General features: G+C 71.5%; 13 protein-coding genes. 5 read left to right on the top strand and 8 right to left on the bottom strand.

The features are described 5' to 3' along the window. Window positions 1–51 precede the first annotated feature (51 nt). From G4D85_RS19075 to lon, 3 genes are all read right to left on the bottom strand, one after another. Window positions 52–2,202 (bottom strand): hypothetical protein, encoded by a 2,151-nt coding sequence (locus G4D85_RS19075; RefSeq protein ID WP_205525606.1) that lies wholly within the window; start codon window positions 2,200–2,202, stop codon window positions 52–54. A gap of 274 nt (window positions 2,203–2,476) precedes the next feature. Continuing rightward, the gene (locus tag G4D85_RS19070; RefSeq protein WP_164013940.1) at window positions 2,477–3,370 is read right to left on the bottom strand and encodes an N-acetylmuramoyl-L-alanine amidase family protein; all 894 of its coding nucleotides are present in this window, start codon (window positions 3,368–3,370) and stop codon (window positions 2,477–2,479) included. A 198-nt stretch (window positions 3,371–3,568) separates the two neighbouring features. Continuing rightward, the gene (gene lon, locus G4D85_RS19065) at window positions 3,569–6,046 is read right to left on the bottom strand and encodes an endopeptidase La (protein WP_164013938.1); all 2,478 of its coding nucleotides are present in this window, start codon (window positions 6,044–6,046) and stop codon (window positions 3,569–3,571) included. Window positions 6,047–6,301: 255 nt separating this feature from the next. Between lon and G4D85_RS19060 the strand changes: the two genes are divergently transcribed. The 4 genes from G4D85_RS19060 (at window position 6,302) to G4D85_RS19045 (ending at window position 10,738) form a co-directional block, all read left to right on the top strand. Further along, window positions 6,302–7,516 (top strand): vWA domain-containing protein, encoded by a 1,215-nt coding sequence (locus G4D85_RS19060; protein WP_164013936.1) that lies wholly within the window; start codon window positions 6,302–6,304, stop codon window positions 7,514–7,516. Window positions 7,517–7,697: 181 nt separating this feature from the next. After that, window positions 7,698–8,576, top strand: a complete 879-nt coding sequence (locus G4D85_RS19055; protein ID WP_164013934.1) for an ImuA family protein — start codon at window positions 7,698–7,700, stop codon at window positions 8,574–8,576. Between the two features lie 8 nt (window positions 8,577–8,584). Then, window positions 8,585–10,096: a Y-family DNA polymerase gene (locus tag G4D85_RS19050; protein ID WP_164013933.1), complete on the top strand. Its 1,512-nt coding sequence runs from the start codon at window positions 8,585–8,587 to the stop codon at window positions 10,094–10,096. Between the two features lie 111 nt (window positions 10,097–10,207). Continuing rightward, a complete protein-coding gene (locus G4D85_RS19045) occupies window positions 10,208–10,738 on the top strand; it encodes a hypothetical protein (RefSeq protein WP_164013931.1) in 531 nt (176 codons plus the stop codon). A gap of 9 nt (window positions 10,739–10,747) precedes the next feature. Here G4D85_RS19045 and G4D85_RS19040 read toward each other — a convergent pair whose 3' ends face one another. Then, window positions 10,748–11,284: an FHA domain-containing protein gene (locus G4D85_RS19040; RefSeq protein ID WP_164013930.1), complete on the bottom strand. Its 537-nt coding sequence runs from the start codon at window positions 11,282–11,284 to the stop codon at window positions 10,748–10,750. Between the two features lie 193 nt (window positions 11,285–11,477). On the opposite strand from G4D85_RS19040, the gene G4D85_RS19035 reads away from it, so the two are divergent. Further along, the gene (locus G4D85_RS19035) at window positions 11,478–12,446 is read left to right on the top strand and encodes an NAD-dependent epimerase/dehydratase family protein (protein WP_164013928.1); all 969 of its coding nucleotides are present in this window, start codon (window positions 11,478–11,480) and stop codon (window positions 12,444–12,446) included. Between the two features lie 75 nt (window positions 12,447–12,521). On the opposite strand, the gene G4D85_RS19030 is transcribed toward G4D85_RS19035, so the two are convergent. The 4 genes from G4D85_RS19030 to G4D85_RS19015 form a co-directional block, all read right to left on the bottom strand. Then, a complete protein-coding gene (locus G4D85_RS19030) occupies window positions 12,522–13,580 on the bottom strand; it encodes a zinc metalloprotease (RefSeq protein ID WP_164013926.1) in 1,059 nt (352 codons plus the stop codon). Between the two features lie 26 nt (window positions 13,581–13,606). Beyond that, window positions 13,607–13,945: a hypothetical protein gene (locus G4D85_RS19025; RefSeq protein WP_164013924.1), complete on the bottom strand. Its 339-nt coding sequence runs from the start codon at window positions 13,943–13,945 to the stop codon at window positions 13,607–13,609. A gap of 118 nt (window positions 13,946–14,063) precedes the next feature. Beyond that, entirely contained in the window at window positions 14,064–15,566 is a 1,503-nt protein-coding gene (locus tag G4D85_RS19020; protein ID WP_164013922.1) for an ATP-binding cassette domain-containing protein, read from the bottom strand. Between the two features lie 287 nt (window positions 15,567–15,853). Next, a complete protein-coding gene (locus tag G4D85_RS19015; protein WP_164013920.1) occupies window positions 15,854–16,231 on the bottom strand; it encodes a hypothetical protein in 378 nt (125 codons plus the stop codon). Between the last annotated feature and the right edge of the window lie 49 nt (window positions 16,232–16,280).

Raw genomic sequence — 16,280 nt, 5'->3', positions numbered from 1 at the left:
CCGCACACCGAGAAGGAGGGCGGACCTCCCTCCTTCTCGGGCCTCCAGGGTCTACAGTCGCTCCCGCTTCTCGCGGATGCTCCGCAGCACCACGTCGTTGACGCCCTTGTCGCGCAGGTCGCCTTCCAGGGTGGTCAGCTCCTGCTTCGCCTCGTCCTTGCGCTCCATGCCCGCGAGCAGCTTCGCGCGCTGCTCGGCGACGCGGTGCTGCGTGAGGTTGAAGGCCGGGGAGCGCTGCCGCCGGTACACGTCGAGCGCTCTCCCGGAGAGGTCGAGCGCCACCTCGGGCTCCGCCTCGTGCGTGCGGACGATGCGCGAGTCCTCGCGCCGGTGGAACGGGCGGGCGCGGCTGTTCGCCACGGTGAGCGCGGCCTGGGCGCCCAGCGGCGAGTCCTTGTAGCGGTCCGCCACGTCCTCCAGCGTGTCCATGCCCTTGCGCAGGAAGGGCGAGCGCGAGCCGCCCAGGTACAGGCTCAGGCCCACCGCGTGGGTGAAGAAGTCCTGGGCCCGTCGGTCCTCCTCGCGGCCTCGCGGCACCCCGACGCGGAGCCGGTGCACGTTGGAAGGGATGAGCAGGTCGCCCGTGCCCTGGTACACCGCGCGCACGAGGTACTCGCCGGGCTGGTCGAAGTAGAAGCCCGTGCTCCCGTAGTCGAGGAACACCTCCTCGCTGTAGCGGTCCTCGCCCGGCGCTCCCTGGTCCCGGGGCATGAGCTTCCGCATCCGTGGCGTGGCCAGCTTGCAGAGGACTGGCGAGTAGGTGCGCAGCTGCCCGTCCGGCCCGCGGATGAAGACGGTGACGCCGCCCTGCTCGGGTTGCAGCAGGGTGTCCATCTCCAGCGGCAGGTCCGGCAGCAGGTTGCGCAGGCGCAGCTCCACGGTGACGGGCTCCATGAAGTCGAACACCTCCCGCGAGCGGATGCGCAGCTCCACGGGCGCATCGCCCTCCAGCAGCGTCATCGCCTCGGCGGGGGCCTCCAGGTGGCCGCCCGAGGACCACGGGTCTCCGCCCATGATGACGGCGGCGCGGTCTCCGTGGCGCAGGTGGAGCAGCTCGTCGTCGTCGAAGCGGAACAGGAAGTTTCCCCAGAAGGAGTCGGGCCCGTTGCGCTGGTCGTAGCGCCAGTCGTAGTTCATCCAGCTGAGCGAGTCCGGGCGGGACTTGTTCCACGAGTGCAGGAAGTTGAAGGCGTGCCCCGCCTCGTGGATGTACGTGTAGAGGAAGTGCCGCATCGCGGCGGCCTGGGCCTGGGTGGAGGGGACGCCCGGCACGAGGTCTCGGAACCAGGTGTGGTCCCGGAACAGCGCGAAGCCCTGCCGCTCGGGCGCTTCGCCCGCGCCTCCGAAGGCCGCGGCCGCGTCGAACATGATGCCGCCCACGGCCGGCTCGTCGAACGTGCCCGCCATCAGTCCCCACATCCGCCACGCGGGCCAGGTCTTCCCGTACTGGCTGTAGTGTGTCTCCATGGCGTCATGCAGCTCGGCGGGAGACCAGCGGCTCAGGCTGGAGGTGCTGTCGTCCAGCACGCCGCCTTCCCGCATGAGCTTCACCTCCACGCCCGCCTCCCGGTAGACCGACTCGAAGGTGAGGGTGCGGCGGGGCAGTCCATCCGGGTGGATGCCGTGCGCGTGGGTGTCGCAGCTCGGCAGCAGCGGCTCGCGGTTCACCGACTTGCACACGTCGATTTCCAGCTGCAGCTCGCGGAAGGCGCTGGAGCGCCGCGCGCAGTGATAGGTGATGGGGGTGCCCATCATGCTGGTGAAGGTGGCCTCGGCCGGGCCCGCCGGGGAAAAGGCGGCCCAGGGGATGACGAGCTTCAGCTCCGTGGTGGAGTGGCTGCCCCGCCAGAAGCGCACCGTGCCCGTCACCACGACGCGGTTGATGAAGCGCGTGACGTGGGGGGCGTCGACAATCCACGACTCCAGGTAGTTGCGCCAGGTGTACGCGGGCCGTCCGGGCAGGCTGGCGCGGAAGACGCGGTAGAAGTCGCCGCTGATGCGGTTCATCACCGGGGAGTGGGCCTGGCTCGGGTCGATGTCCACGCGCAGGTCCAGCTCGGAGTTGGACGGGCCGGGGCCGGAGTAGCGCCCGCTCAAGGGGCCGAGCCGGATGTGCTGCCAGTACTCCGGGGGTACCCCGGGGATGGGAATGTCGGGGAGCCCGCCACCGTCCTCCGGGAGGATGGGGCCGCGTGCCTCCATGGCGCCCTCGCCACCAGGTGCGGTGCCTCCGGAGCCTTCATTGAAACGGTCGAATGGTTGTTGCCTGGGCATGACGGTTCCTCCGGACGGAGGTCCAGTCGCGCGCAGTACTCGCGTCCCCTGATGCGGAGGCGCGGGTAATCCGTTCACGAACGGGAGGTGTCACCCTCCGCCGCCCGTGCCGGCTGCCTCCGCCTGCAAGTGTTCATGGGGTGGAGCAGGAGGACGAAGGGTGTGACTCCGCGAGGCCGCGCGCGTTGGCGTGTCCGGGGAGTCAGCGGGCGGGCGAGGCGAGCGCCTCCACCAGTCCCTGGGCCACCGCGGCGGCGAAGGCCTCCAGGGTGCGCTCCTCGCGCCAGCGCGCGGCCTCCTCGAAGTCGAGCGCGTGGTGCGTCTCGATGATGACGGAGGGGATGGTCGGCCTGCGCAGCACGAAGATGCGCCGGTGGGTGGGCTCACTCACGCGCGTGAAGAACACGCCGGGCTGGGCGGAGTCGGCGGCGTAGAGGCCGGTGTAGTCCACGCCGTCGTAGTGCCGGAAGCCGGCGTGCTTCAGGCCCCGGGCCAGCGCGCGGGCCAGGTGGGCGCGCTGGGCGCGCAGTGGCGCGTCGGCCTCCTCGGACCAGAGCACGCTGAAGCCGGGAGACGCGTCCTGCCGGTAGCACTGCTGTCCCGGCGCGGGCTCCCAGGGGAACGCCATTCCCCGCGCATCCGAGTGCAGGCTCAGCAATGCGTGCGCGTTCCAGGCCCGTGCGGCGTTGAGGCGGGAAGGGTAGGGGATGCGCTCGCCGGCCTTGCGGCTCAGGCGCACCCGGAAGTGGCCGGTGGCCTCCAGCCGGCGCGCCAGGTCCTCCGCGACGCGCAGGGTGAAGGACTCCTCGTCCTCGCAGGTGACGGACCGGTTGCCCGTGTTCCCCTCCGCGCCATGCCCCGCGTCCAGGTAGATGCGTCGCTTCCCGAAGCCCGCGGGGAAGCGCACCTCCGCCACGCCGAGCGGAGCGCCCGGCGCGGGCCACGCCAGCGCGGGGGGGCCGGCCGCGCTGTCCTGCGCCAGCACTGGTGAGGAGGCGAGCCCGGGAGCTCCAGGCTCCTGCGCCAGCGCTCGTGAGGAGGCGAGCCCTGTGAGCAGGGCGAGTCCCAGTCGGAGCAGTGCGGCCGTTCCTGGCATGGCGGATGGGACGTCCCTGGCCGGGGCGCCGTTCCGCAGTGTCGCGCGGAGGCGGGGTGGAGCGGAAGCCTCATGCCATGGCTGGCTGCTCGCTCAGGGGGGCCGGTCCGCGCGGCTTCCATGCCCCGCAAAGACAACGGGCAGGTCCCCGAGAGGGAACCTGCCCGTGTCACTGCCTACCGGCCGTGAAGCCTCGCGCTAGGCGCGAACCTCGGGCTCCGCGGGCTTCTGGGCCAGCGAGGCGTCCTTGCCGGGCTCGCCGCCGCTGGAGGCGAGGCCGACCGGCGGGGACTCCAGCGCGGCCTTGAGCACCTCGTCCATGTGCGTGACGAAGATGAACTCCAGCTCGTTGCGCGCCTGGTCCGGCACGTCGATGAGGTCCTTGCGGCACCGCTCGGGCAGGATGACCCGCTTGATGCCCGCCCGGTGCGCCGCCAGCACCTTCTCCTTGATGCCACCCACCGGCAGCACGAGGCCGCGCAGCGTGGCCTCGCCCGTCATCGCCGTGTCGTGCCGCACCCGGATGCCCGTCAGCAGGCTGGTGAGCGCGGTGAGGATGGTGACGCCGGCCGACGGCCCGTCCTTCGGAATGGAGCCCGCCGGGAAGTGCAGGTGCAGGTCCGTCTTCTCCAGGAAGTTCGGGCTGATGCCGAGCTGCTCCGCCTTGCTGCGCAGGTAGCTCAGCGCCGCCGTGGCGCTCTCCTTCATCACGTCGCCGAGCTGGCCGGTGAGCGTCATGCCGCCCTTGCCCGCCATCTTCGTCGCCTCGATGAAGAGCAGGTCGCCACCCGCCGCCGTCCAGGCCAGGCCCGTGGCCACACCCGGCACCTCGGTCCGCTCGGCGACTTCCGAGTAGAACATCTCGGGCCCGAGGATCTCCTTCACGCGGTCGGAGTTGATGGTCTGCTTGTCCAGCTTCCCGCCGGCCACCTCCACCGCCACCGCGCGGCAGATGTCCGCGATGCGGCGCTCGAGGTTACGCACGCCGGCCTCTCGCGTGTACGAGGTGGTCAGCGTCAGCAGCGCCTCATCGGTGATCTCGATGTGGTCCGTGCTCAGCCCGTGCTCCCTGAGCTGCTTGGGCACGAGGTGGATGCGGGCGATGGCCTGCTTCTCCTCGAAGGTGTAGCCCGTCAGCTCGATGATCTCCATGCGGTCGCGGAGCGGCCCGGGGATGGGGTCGAGCTGGTTCGCCGTGGCGACGAACATGACCTTGGACAGGTCGAAGGCCACGTCGAGGTAGTGGTCGCTGAACGAGTTGTTCTGCTCCGGATCCAGCACCTCGAGGAGCGCCGCGCTCGGGTCGCCGCGGAAGTCCGCGCCGAGCTTGTCGATCTCGTCGAGCATCATCACCGGGTTCTTGGTGCCGGCCTTCTTCATGCTCTGGATGAAGCGGCCGGGCAGCGCGCCGACGTACGTACGCCGGTGGCCGCGGATCTCCGCCTCGTCACGCACGCCGCCCAGCGACAGGCGCACGAACTTGCGGCCGGTGGCCTTGGCGACGCTCTGGCCCAGCGACGTCTTGCCGACGCCCGGGGGACCCACGAGGCAGAGGATGGGGCCGCGCATGTCGTTCTTCAGCTTGCGGACGGCCAGGTACTCCAGGATGCGCTTCTTCACCTTCTTGATGCCGAAGTGGTCCTTGTCGAGCTGCTGGCGCGCGTTCTCGATGTCGAGGTTGTCCTCGGAGATCTTCGACCACGGCAGGTCGGCAATCCAGTCCAGGTAGGTGCGCGAGACGGTGTACTCGCTGGAGGCCGCCGGAATCGTCTTCAGGCGGTTGAGCTCCTTGTTGGCCACCTTCTCCACGTCGGGCGGCAGGCCGGCCTTCTTCAGGCGCTCCTGCAGCTCGTCGAGCTCCTCCTCCTCCTCGCCCATCTCCCCCAGCTCTTCCTTGATGGCCTTGAGCTGCTGGCGCAGGTAGTACTCGCGCTGGGTCTTCGACATCTCGCCCTTCACGGCGGAGTCGATCTTGTTGGAGAGCTTGAGGATCTCCCGCTTGCGGTTGAGCAGCTCGAGGACGAGCTTCATCCGCGCCTTGAGGTCCACCGTCTCGAGGACGGCCTGCTTCTCCTCAATCGGCACGTCCACGTTGGCGGCGATGAGGTCCGCCAGGTGGCCGGGGTGGGTGATGCTCTCCACCAGCTCGGTGGCGGCGGCGGGCAGCTCGGGCATCAGCTCGATGACCTCGCGCGCCAGCTTCTTCAGGTTGATGCCCAGCGCCTCGACTTCGACGTTCTCCGAGGAGGTCTTGTCCTCCACGGCGTCGACGCGGGCCTTCAGGTAGGGCGCCTCCTGCACCAGCTCCACCACGCGGAAGCGGGCCAGGCCCTGGACGACGAGCGAGTAGTTGTCCTCGCCCATCTTCAGCAGCTTCACGATGCGGGCGACGGTACCCATGGTGTAGAGGTCGGACGCGCCCGGGTCCTCCTCCTCGGCGCGGCGCTGCGTGACGACACCGATGACCTGGTCGTCGCGCACCGCGTCCTTGATGAGGGCGATGGTCTTCTGGCGGCCGACGGCCAGCGGAAGCACCCCGCCCGGGAAGAAGACGCTGTTCCGCAGCGGCAGGATGGGCAGCACCTGCGGAATGTCTTCCTTGTTGATGAGCCCCGGCGGTGCCATCGCGGTGGGCATGGCGCTCGCAGAGGAGCCCTTCTTCTTCTCGTCGGACATGAAGTTCGGCCTCTTCTCTTGCTCAAGCCCGGTCAGCAAGCGACCGGACCCATTGACTTCTCGGTTTTCTGCGACGGATGAACCAACGTAACAACCAAAACGGACATGGCAAACGCGATGTGCGTTTTTCCACTCCCTCGTCGGATGCCCGACGATCCTCTGAAGTCTCGCGTCCTTGCGTGGGGTGGGGCATGCTTGCCCCCCCCAGCTTGATGCGGCGCGCCGCCCTGGTGCGCCGTCCCCCCGGAGACGCCCATGAAGCTCCGTACCTGTGCCCCCCTGTTGCTGCTGCCGGCCCTGTGGGGGGCGGCATGCAAGTCGCCCGTCGATGACCCGGGCTCCACCCTGCCAGGGAAGTGCGAGAGCGAGTCCCCGGTCGTCGCCCCCCAGAAGACGGACATCCTCTTCGTCATCGACAACTCGTCCTCCATGGCGGAGGAGCAGGAGGGCATCGCCCAGGAGCTGCCTGCCTTCGTGGAGGCGCTCGAGGCGGGAGGCGGCCTGGCCCAGGACTTCCGTGTGGGCGTCATAACGACGTCCGTGTACCGGCGCGTCCTCTTCCAGGGGCAGGATCAGGTCCGGTACTACGAGGGCGAGTCCGGCCGCCTGCAGGCCGTGCCCGACACGGGGGGCCAGCCGACCGACGAGCGCTTCATCGAAGGCACGGACCCGTTCCTCGTGGAGAAGTTCCGCCGGCTGGTGGAGCAGGGCACCATGGGCAGCGGGCAGGAGACCCCCTTCGAGGCCGTGCGCCTGGCGGTGACGGAGCCGCTGGCGACGACGGCCATCTCCGAGGGTGGCAACGGCGGCTTCCTGCGGGACGGGGCGCGGCTGCTGGTGGTGGTGGTGACGGACGAGGAGGACTGCAGCTCCAAGGCGCGCCCGCCGCCGGTGGTGCTCACCGAGGACACGTCGGTGGACCACTGCACCGAGCAGGGTGACAAGCTGACGTCGGTGGACGAGTACTTCTCGGACTTCCAGAACCTGCATGATGCGACGGGTGCCTCCCGCGAGGTGCTGTGGGCCACGATTGGGCCGGTGGCGCTGACGGACAAGCGAGCCGGTCTGGTCCAGGACGTCACGAGCAACGGAACCTTCGTGCGCAACGTCGACTGCCCGACGTCGAACGGCCCGGGCTTCCGGCAGCGGGCCATGACGGAGAAGTTCGACCAGGACCTGCGGAACCTCGACTCCATCTGCAAGACGGGCTACCGGGACACGCTGCTGGGCATCGCCGAGCTGGCCACGGTGGCGCAGAGCATCGACGTGGTGAACCTGCCGGATCCGCGGCTGGCGCAGGTGGAGCTGACGCGCGCGGACGGCACGGTGGAGCGCTGCTCGGTGGCGGCGGGCGACGTGCGCTACGAGCCCTCGGGTGAGGACCGCTCCGCGCGCCTGTACTTCCTGGGCTCGTGCCTGCGCCGCGCGGATGACACGAAGGTGGAGGTGAAGGTCCTCTGCGCGGGTTAGCGCCCCCGGAGCGCACGCAGACCCTGGAGATCTGAAGGGTCGTCCCCGTGGATCCGAGCTGTCAGGTCTGGTCCACCGCACCATCGCCCTGCGTCCTGTGCGGCGCATGTCAGACCTACGAGCATACTGAACGAGCGTCCAGGCGACCGTTCAGGGTGTCGGGTTCTGGCGAGGAGGCGAGATGAGCGCGGCGGTGGAGCAGCGGGCAGGGGCGGGAGCGGCGGGTTCGGGCTCGGTGGTCGAGCAGCTTCGGGAGCGCATCCGCCAGCTCCAGGCGGCACCCCGGCGCTACCTGGCGGTGCTGCGCACGGGCATGGAGGCGGTGGACGCGCTGCTGCCCGCGGGCGGCTTCCCGCTGGGGCAGGCGGTGGAGCTGTGCGGTGAGGCGGCCTCGGGGCGCACCAGCCTCGCGCTGCGCGCGGTGGCGGCGGCGCACCGGGAAGAGCGGCTGTGCGCCTGGGTGGATGGCCCCCGTGAGCTGTATCCGCCCGCGGCGGCGGCGCTGGGCGTGGACCTGGAGCGGCTGCTCATCGTCCGGCCAAAGGCGCCCGATCAGCGGGTGTGGGCGGCGGTGCAGCTGGCTCGCAGCGGCGCCTTCGCCTGCGTGGTGCTGGACCTGACGCGAGGGGTGGGCTCGCCGGGGAGGACGCCCCGGGTCGCCCTGGCGGAAGCGCGGAAGCTGGCGGACGCGGCGGAGCGTGGGGGCGGGCTGCTGCTGCTGCTCACCTCGCCGGAGGCGCCCGCGGACGGGATGACGCGGCTTCGCACGGAGGCCCAGGACGGGAAGGGCTGGTCCGTGGAGGTGGTGCGCAGCCGTCAGGGGGGCACGGGCACGCGGGCGGTGCTGCCGTGGAGCGAGCTGTACCCGGAGCTGGGCCTGGAGGACGGCGGGCGGCTGCTGGACGTGGCGGAGGCGGGGGCGGACACCACGCCGGACTTCCTGAAGGACCAGGCCGGAGCGCTGCGCAACGGCTGCGGCATCCTCGGCCAGCGGCCCGGCCGTGACGCGCCCATGCCGTCCCTGCGGCAGGGCTTCGACTCGGCCGGCGTGGCGCACTGAGCATGGCCATGCGCAGGGCGTATCTGCACTTCACGCGCTTCCCGGTGCAGCGCAAGGTGCTGGAAGTCCCGGAGCTGACGGGCCGGCCCTTCGCGCTGGTGGAGGAGGTGCGCGGCCAGCGGCGCGTGGCCTTCGCCTCCACGACGGCGCTGAAGGCGGGGGTCAAGCCGGGGATGACGCTGACGGCGGCGACGGCGCTGGAGCCGGTGCTGCGGCACTTCCCCTACCGCCCGGAGGACGAGGCGCGCGCGCTGACGGTGCTGGGCGAGGCGCTGCTGGCGCTGGCGCCGGGCTTCCAGCTCTCCGCGCCGGACGGGCTCTGGCTGGACGCGGGGGCGGCGCACCTGGCGGGGGGCGAGGAGGGGCTGGGGGCGCGGGCCCTGGAGCTGTGCGCGGAGCTGGGCTACCGGGCGCATGCCGTGGTGGCCTCGGAGGCGTTCACCTCGCGGGCGCTGGCCCGGTACGGGGCACGGCGGGTGGAGGTGGTGCCGGCGGGTGAGGGGGCCCGGGCGCTGGCTCCGCTGCCGCTGGCGGCGCTGGAGGCGGCGGAGGGGACGGCCTTCTCCGCGCTGGGGCTCTCCACGCTGGGCGAGGTGGCGGCGCTGCCCGCGGCGGCGGTGGCGGCGCGAGGCGGAGCGGCCGGGGCGCGGGTGCATGCGCGCTGCCGGGGGGAGGACGACACGCCCTTCGTCGCGGCGGTGCTGGAGGAGGTGCTGGAGGAGCGGGTGGTGCTGGACTTTCCCGCGGACTCCTTCGAGCCGCTGCGCTTCGCCCTGAAGACGCTGACGGACCGGCTGGGGGCGCGGCTGTCCGGGCGGCGGCGTGCGGCGGTGCGGCTCACCTTCTCGCTGAAGCTGGACCCGAAGGGGCAGGCCCGGGTGCCGCTGACGCTGGCGCGGCCCACGGCACAGGCGAAGCTGCTGCTGGACCTGGCGCGGCACCGGCTGGAGGAGCTGAAGCTGGAGAACCCGGTGGCGGAGGTGTCCGCGTGCGTGGACGAGCACTCCGAGGACCGGGGCCAGCAGCTGGCGCTGGGAGACGCGCCAGAGGGGGACGCGGCGCTGGAGGTGGTGCTGTCGCGGCTGGTGACGACGCTGGGAGAGGAGTCGCTCTTCGCGGCGGGGCTGGAGGCCGTGCACCGGCCGGAGGCGGCGCACGCGGCGAAGGGCTTCCACCCGCCGGAGCGCAGGCGGGGGCTGGCGGCGGACGGGCTGGAGGACGTCGTAAGGAGGGACGCGGCGGCGGGCGCCGGGCGCGAGCGGCCCTCGCGGCTGCTGGCGACGCCGGCCTGGCTGGACGCGGAGGTGGCGGAGTCGGGACGGCTGCTCGCGGCGCGGGTGGGCGGAAAGCGCCACCGGGTGACGGCGGTGGCGGGCCCGGAGCGGCTGGGCGGCGAGTGGTGGTCCGACACGCCCTACCAGCGGGACTACTACCGGGTGCACTTCGAGGGGCTGGGCCCGGCGTGGGTGTTCCGGGACGGGAAGGACGGCCGCTTCTACCTGCAGGGGCTGTTTGACTGACGCCAGCGTCCCTGGGGGGCAGGGGACGGAGCGGAGCAGGGCCTGGGCGGCGGGCCGGCTCTCGTATCATTAATAGGAGGTTCACCACCTTCCGCCTCGGGTCTCCCCATCATGCGCGTCTTCCGTCCCGCCGCCGTCCTGCTGAGCCTCCTGCTTGCCGCCTGTGCCACGCCCCAGGTCCGGCCGCCCGGGGCCCTGCGCAAGGTGGTGGTGGCGGTGGGCTCGCGCGTGGACGCGCTGCCGACGTCCACGTACCGCGAGGACCTGATGGGCGAGGGCAACCCGCGCACGGTGCTGGTCAGCCAGACGGAGGCGGTGCTGCGCGAGCGGGGCTTCGAGGTGGTGGGCACGCGCATCTCCCCGTCTCCCGCGCCCTCCACGGAGGAGGTGGTGCAGCTCATCAGCGACAACGGGGCCGAGGCGGCGGTGGTGGTGGTGCTGGCCTGGGTGGACGCGTCCGCCATCAACGCGCTGGGCCGGGTCGAGGTGGTGCTGGACACGGGAGTGGTGTCGCCCGTCGGCGAGCTGGCGTGGCGCAACGAGACGCACACCGTGGCCCAGGTGGGCATCTACCAGGCGCAGACGGACTGGCGCTCCTATCTGCGCAAGGCCGTCATCGAGGCCGTCCGCGCCGTGCCCTGAGCTCCGGCGTCAGGGCTGGGGCGGCTTGGGGCTGGCCCGGCGCAGGTGCTCGTAGACTGTCTCTCCGCGCAGGTAGAGGAACTGGGCGTCGCCGAAGGCCAGGGTGTCCCCGTCGTGGAGCTTCGCCTGGGCGCGGTAGGCCAGCGGCGCGCCGTTGATGAACGTGCCGTTCATGGACTCCGCGTCGCGCACCGTGAAGCCGCCGCTGGTGGCGTTCCAGCGCAGGGTGGCGTGGTGCTGGGACACGGACGGGTCCGGCACCACGAGGTCGCACGTGTCCGTGCGGCCCACGGTGAACTCTTCTCCGTCCACGGTGGGCTGGAGGAAGTGGACCTCCAGGTTGTCGAAGTCGCGCAGCATGGCGAGCAGCCGCTCCTCCATGCGTGCGCGGTGGGCCATGCCCACGGTGCGCAGACTCACCTCGCCCAGGGAGGCGGCCTGCAGGAGCGCGGCGGGCGGCTGGATGAGGGCCACCGGGCCGGACGCGGCCATGAACGCGTCCAGCGGGGCCCCGGCGAAGGGGCGGAGCTGTTTCACGGACACCATGGGGTCCACCCTACGTGCAAGCGGTGTTGACGGGAAGCGTCATGGCCAGCCCCCGCCCGGAGTGGAGCCTGGGAGCCGCCGGCCGCTCCACCGTCCCGTCGGAGCCCCGCGGCCCCGTAGCCCCGCCCCGGCGGCCGCTCCGGTGCGATGAGCGTGGCCCCGGGCCGCGCATCCATGGGAGCGTGAGGGCCGCATGCGGGTCCTGGTCACCGGAGCGGCGGGCTTCATCGGCCACTACGTCAGCGCGAGGCTGCTGGCGCGAGGGGACGTCGTCATCGGCGTGGACAACCTGGACCCGTCCGGGGACGTGGCGCTGAAGCGGGCCCGGCTGGCGCGGCTCCAGGGGCTGCCCGGCGCGGAGGCCTTCACCTTCCACGCGGTGGACGTCACGGACGGGCCGGAGCTGCGGGCCCTCTTCGAGCGCGAGCGTCCCGAGCGGGTGGTGCACCTGGCGGCGCGCGTGGGCGTGCGAGCGGCGGGGACGTCCCCCCGTGGCTACCTGGACACGAATGTCACCGGCTTCTTCCACCTCCTCGAGTGTGCGCGGGGCGTGGAGCACCTGGTCTACGCGTCCTCCAGCTCCGTGTATGGGGCGGGGACGTCGGCCCCGTTCCGGGAGGACGCGGCGGCGGACCGGCCGCTGAGCTTCTACGCTGCCACCAAGCGCGCGGACGAGCTGATGGCCCACACGTACGGCCACCTGCAGGGGCTGCCCACCAGCGGCCTGCGCTTCTTCACCGTGTATGGGCCCTGGGGGCGTCCGGACATGGCGCCCATGCTCTTCCTGCGGGCCCTGCGCGAGGGACGCCCCATCGACCTGTACGGCGAGGGGCGGATGCAGCGCGACTTCACGCACGTGGACGACGTGGCGGAGGCCGTGGTGCGGGTGCTGGACCGGCCTCCCACGGGAGCGCCGCCGTACCGGCTCCTCAACGTGGGGCGGGGCGAGCCGGTGACGCTGCGCGACTTCCTCTCCCTGCTGGAGCGGCACCTGCGCACGCGGGCGACGCTGAACCCGCTGCCGGCGCAGCCCGGGGAGCTGGAGTCCACCTGGGCGGACCCGTCGGCCCTGGAGCGCGAGACGGGCTTCCGGGCCCGGATATCGGTGGAGGACGGCGTGGCGCGGCTGGTGGCGTGGTACCTCCAACAGTCCGGCCTTTGAGCCGCCGTCCCATCCATCCCCGCGAGACGCGGCGGCTCCGGTGTCGCGAGCCGCCGCGGCGTCATGGCCACGGCCTCACAGCAGGGGCGTGAGCGCGGCCACGGGCGTGACAATCTGCTTCGCGTAGTCCACGGGCGTGAGCACCTTCACCGTGCCAGAGTACGAGTACGTCCGGCCGAGGAAGTCCGAGTGGGAGAACTGCAAGGGATACGTTCCCGCTCCCAGCCAGGTGGAGAGCCCGCTGGACGAGCTGTAGGTGATGCCCGACAGCTTCCAGGAGAACGACGACGAGGTGACGGAGAGGTTGGCTCCGCGTGCACCCCAGGCGGACGCGAGGTTCAGCGCCTCGGTGGTGCGGATGACCGTCCGGCCCGTCAGCTCCGCGACGCGCACGGGCTCCGGGTAGAGGATGTGCAGCGCGAGCTGGTCCCAGTTGGACAGGCCCGCGTGGCCGTAGTTGCCGTGGATGCCGCAGGACAGGAACTGGTAGTGCATAACCGAGTACCGGTCATACGGCGTCAGGTGGCCGCTGCTCGCCCCGCCGCCATAGCCGGAGGCGCTGCACATCGCGAAGTCCACGTCGTTGCGCTCGTGCTCGTGGGCGAGCCCGAGCGCGTGGCCGAACTCGTGCAGCGTGTGATCTCTCCAGGGCACGCCGAAGGCATCGCCGTCGTCACCGAGCTTCAGGTTGTAGCGGCACCCCCGGTGCGTGGAGAGGTCGATGGGGGCGTTGGACCAGCTGCCCCAGCCGTTGTTGTCCCCGTTGTAGACGCCATTCACGAGGAACATCGGGCAGCCGTTGCCGGGCACCATGCCGGTGCCGGACACGCTGGTGCCGGGAATGACGACGCGGATGTCACCGTCGTGCCAGTCATTGCCGTTGGCCAGGACGATGGGGGCCGGGCAGGTGCCCAGGTAGTTGATGCGGATGTTGGCGGCGCGCTCGAAGTCGTGGATGTAGTCGAGCACCTGCTGCACGCGCGCCGGCCGCGCGGTGAGTGCGTTGCCCACGAAGCACACGCTGGGCGTGCTGCTCCGGACACCGGCTTGCCAGTAGAGAGAGGCCTGGGCGGGGAGCGCCCCCAGCAGACATGCCAGGACGGCGAGCCCCAGGCCTGAGCGTCGGGTTTCCATAAGAGACCTCGGGAGTCCGACGCGGTTCACCACATTGCAATCCAGTTGATCAGCCGGCAGTCACTGGACAGACAGCCGATGCTGGTGCCGGCGGTGCTGGACGGGTTGTAGTCGATGGACAGCGTGCGGCCGCCGGCGAGCGCGGTGGTGAGCAGGCTGAGCGTCCGGTTCGCATGCGCGCTGTCGGAGGTGGGGAGCGCGAAGTACCAGATGCCCCCGGCGGCGGACGCGGCGCACTTCACGTGGATGCGGTTGGACAACACCGCCACGTTGGACGGCGTGCAGGACGTGCTGTCGGCGAGCGCGGGGAGGCTGGTGAGGGACAGGCCCAGGACGAGCGCGGGCAGAAGGCGGGTCATCTTCATCGTTGTTCTCCAGGGAAGGGACGCGGGTTGCGTCGGTTGCCCCCGGAGAACGAGGGCCCTCGAAAATCTTCCCGGCGATTTCGTCCGGGCCTGCCGATTCACCTCCGACGTCGCGCGCTCACCCGGACGTCACCTCCACACGCCCATGCTCCACGCGCCAGGACTCGGAGGTGCAGGCGCGGGCGAACGCGGCGTCATGGGACACGAGCAGCAGCGCTCCCGGGTACTCGCGCAGGGCCACCTCCAGCCGTTCGATGGAGGGCAGGTCCAGGTGGTTCGTGGGCTCGTCCAGCACCAGCGCCCAGGCATGCTGGCCCAGCCCGCGCGCGATGAGCAGCTTGCGCGCCTCGCCCGGGGACGGCTGCTCCGAGGCGAGCAGTCGCTCCGGGTCCACGCCGAGCGCGGCCACCAGGGACAGCACGCGCCCGCGCTCCTCGGGAGGCAGCTCCCTCACCGCGTCCAGCGTGGCCCGGGCCTCCACGGCGCCGACGTCCTGGGGCAGGTACAGCACGCGCTCCAGGGGCACGCGGGAGTGGTCCAGCAGCGCGCGCACCAGGGTGCTCTTCCCGGCGCCATTGGGGCCTTCGACGCGCACCCGGGCCTCGCGGCCCACGGACAGATTCACGGGCCCGAGCAGCTCCACGTCCCCCGCGTGCACGGCCGGCACGTCGAGGGTGAAGAGCCACGGGTTGGGCGAGCGCACGTAGCCCACGAAGACGGAGCGGCCCACCGTCTTGTCCGCGGTGAACTCGCCAACCGCGTCGCTGACCCGCTCGAACTCCCGGCGCAGCACGCCCACGCGGTGGCCGGCGCGGTCCTCGGCCCAGCCGGCGACGACCTTCGCGCCCATGGAGCGGGCGTCGTTGTCGTTCTTGTCCTTCAGGCGCTTGCGGGTGCTGCGGTTGGCGGTGACGGCCTGTTGCTCGCGGCGGGCCTGGTCCAGCAGGTGGGCCGCGCGTCGCTGCTCGGCGCGAGCGCCCTGGTAGGCGGCCACCTCGGCCTCGCGCTCGGCCTGCCAGTGCTCCTGGGCGGCGGAGTAGGCGCCGGGCCACAGCCGCGCGCTCCCGGCGTGGACGCGCAGGGTGGACGTGGTGAGGGACTCCAGCAGCGAGCGGTCATGCGACACGACGACGCCGATGCCCCGGAAGCGCTTCAGCGCGGCGACGAGCCACGCGCGGGCCTCGGAGTCCAGGTGGTTGGTGGGCTCATCCAGCAGCAGCACGTGGGGCTCTTCGGCCAGCGCCGCGCCCACCTGCCACCGCTTGCGCTCGCCCGGGGACAGCGTGGGCCAGCGCTCCAGCGCGGTGACGTCCAGCCCCAACTGCCCGTGCAGCCGTCGCGCGAGGGAGTCCCAGGACTCGGCGAAGGCGGTGATGTCGGGCGTCAGCGTCTCCACCTCTTGAGGACAGAGCCGGACGGTGGGCGAGGGCGGCTCGAGCTGGAGGTTCCCCTCGGTGGGCGTCAGCTCGCCGGCCAGCAGGCGGAGGAGGGTGGACTTGCCAGCGCCATTGGCGCCGACGAGTCCCGTCCAGCCGGAGGGCAGGTGGAAGTCGACTTCGGAGAGGACGGGGACGGCGTCGGAAAAAGCGAACGACACGCGGTGTGCGCGAACGGAAGACATATGAAGCGAGCTCCTGAATCCAGAGCGCAAGCCCGCCGGAAGGCGGCTCAGCGCGGAAAGTCCAAGGGACCTGGTTTCAGCGGCTCAGCTTCAAGGGTGAATCGACCTCGCGTGGGAAGGGGGTGTCAGGCCCTTCGGGTGGAACGAACAGCGCCATTTATGGCCAGGGGCGGTCCGGAATGCAACCCCGACTCGCCCGCCGGCCTGGTGGGACGGCGCGCACGCGAGCCTCCTGACAGCGGGAATTCCGCGGCGCCGCCCCACCTCCGCCGCGGCTCGCAAGGGCTTCAGCCCACCGTCGTCCGGGACGACAGTGCCACGGCCCCGCGCGACAGGCGCCACGCGCCGACGGAGGTCAGCAGCGCGCCGAGCGTGGCGAGCATCAGCGCGAATGCCACGTTGTGGAGCGACTCGTAGAAGCCCACGAAGAGCACGGAGGTCGCCATGTCCGAGCCCGCGCCGGTGTAGTAGCGCAGCAGGGAGATGATGCCGGAGAAGAAGCCGAGCGCACCGGACATCAGGGTGACCAGCCCGAGTGACAGCATCAGCGGCACATAGCGCGACTCGGGCCGGCGTGCGTACTGGAGGCAGGTGGCGATGAGGGCGAGTCCGACCACCAACGTGGGGTACATGCCCCAACCCCCTTCGATGAATGCGTTCTGCATGAGGCCTCCGGATGACTGCGGTGTCTGGCCCCCTGGACACCCCGGCGCG

This window comes from Pyxidicoccus trucidator, assembly GCF_010894435.1.
GTDB lineage: Bacteria > Myxococcota > Myxococcia > Myxococcales > Myxococcaceae > Myxococcus > Myxococcus trucidator.
Note: the sequence above shows the minus strand (reverse complement) of the source record. Positions and strands in the feature narration are given on the sequence as shown.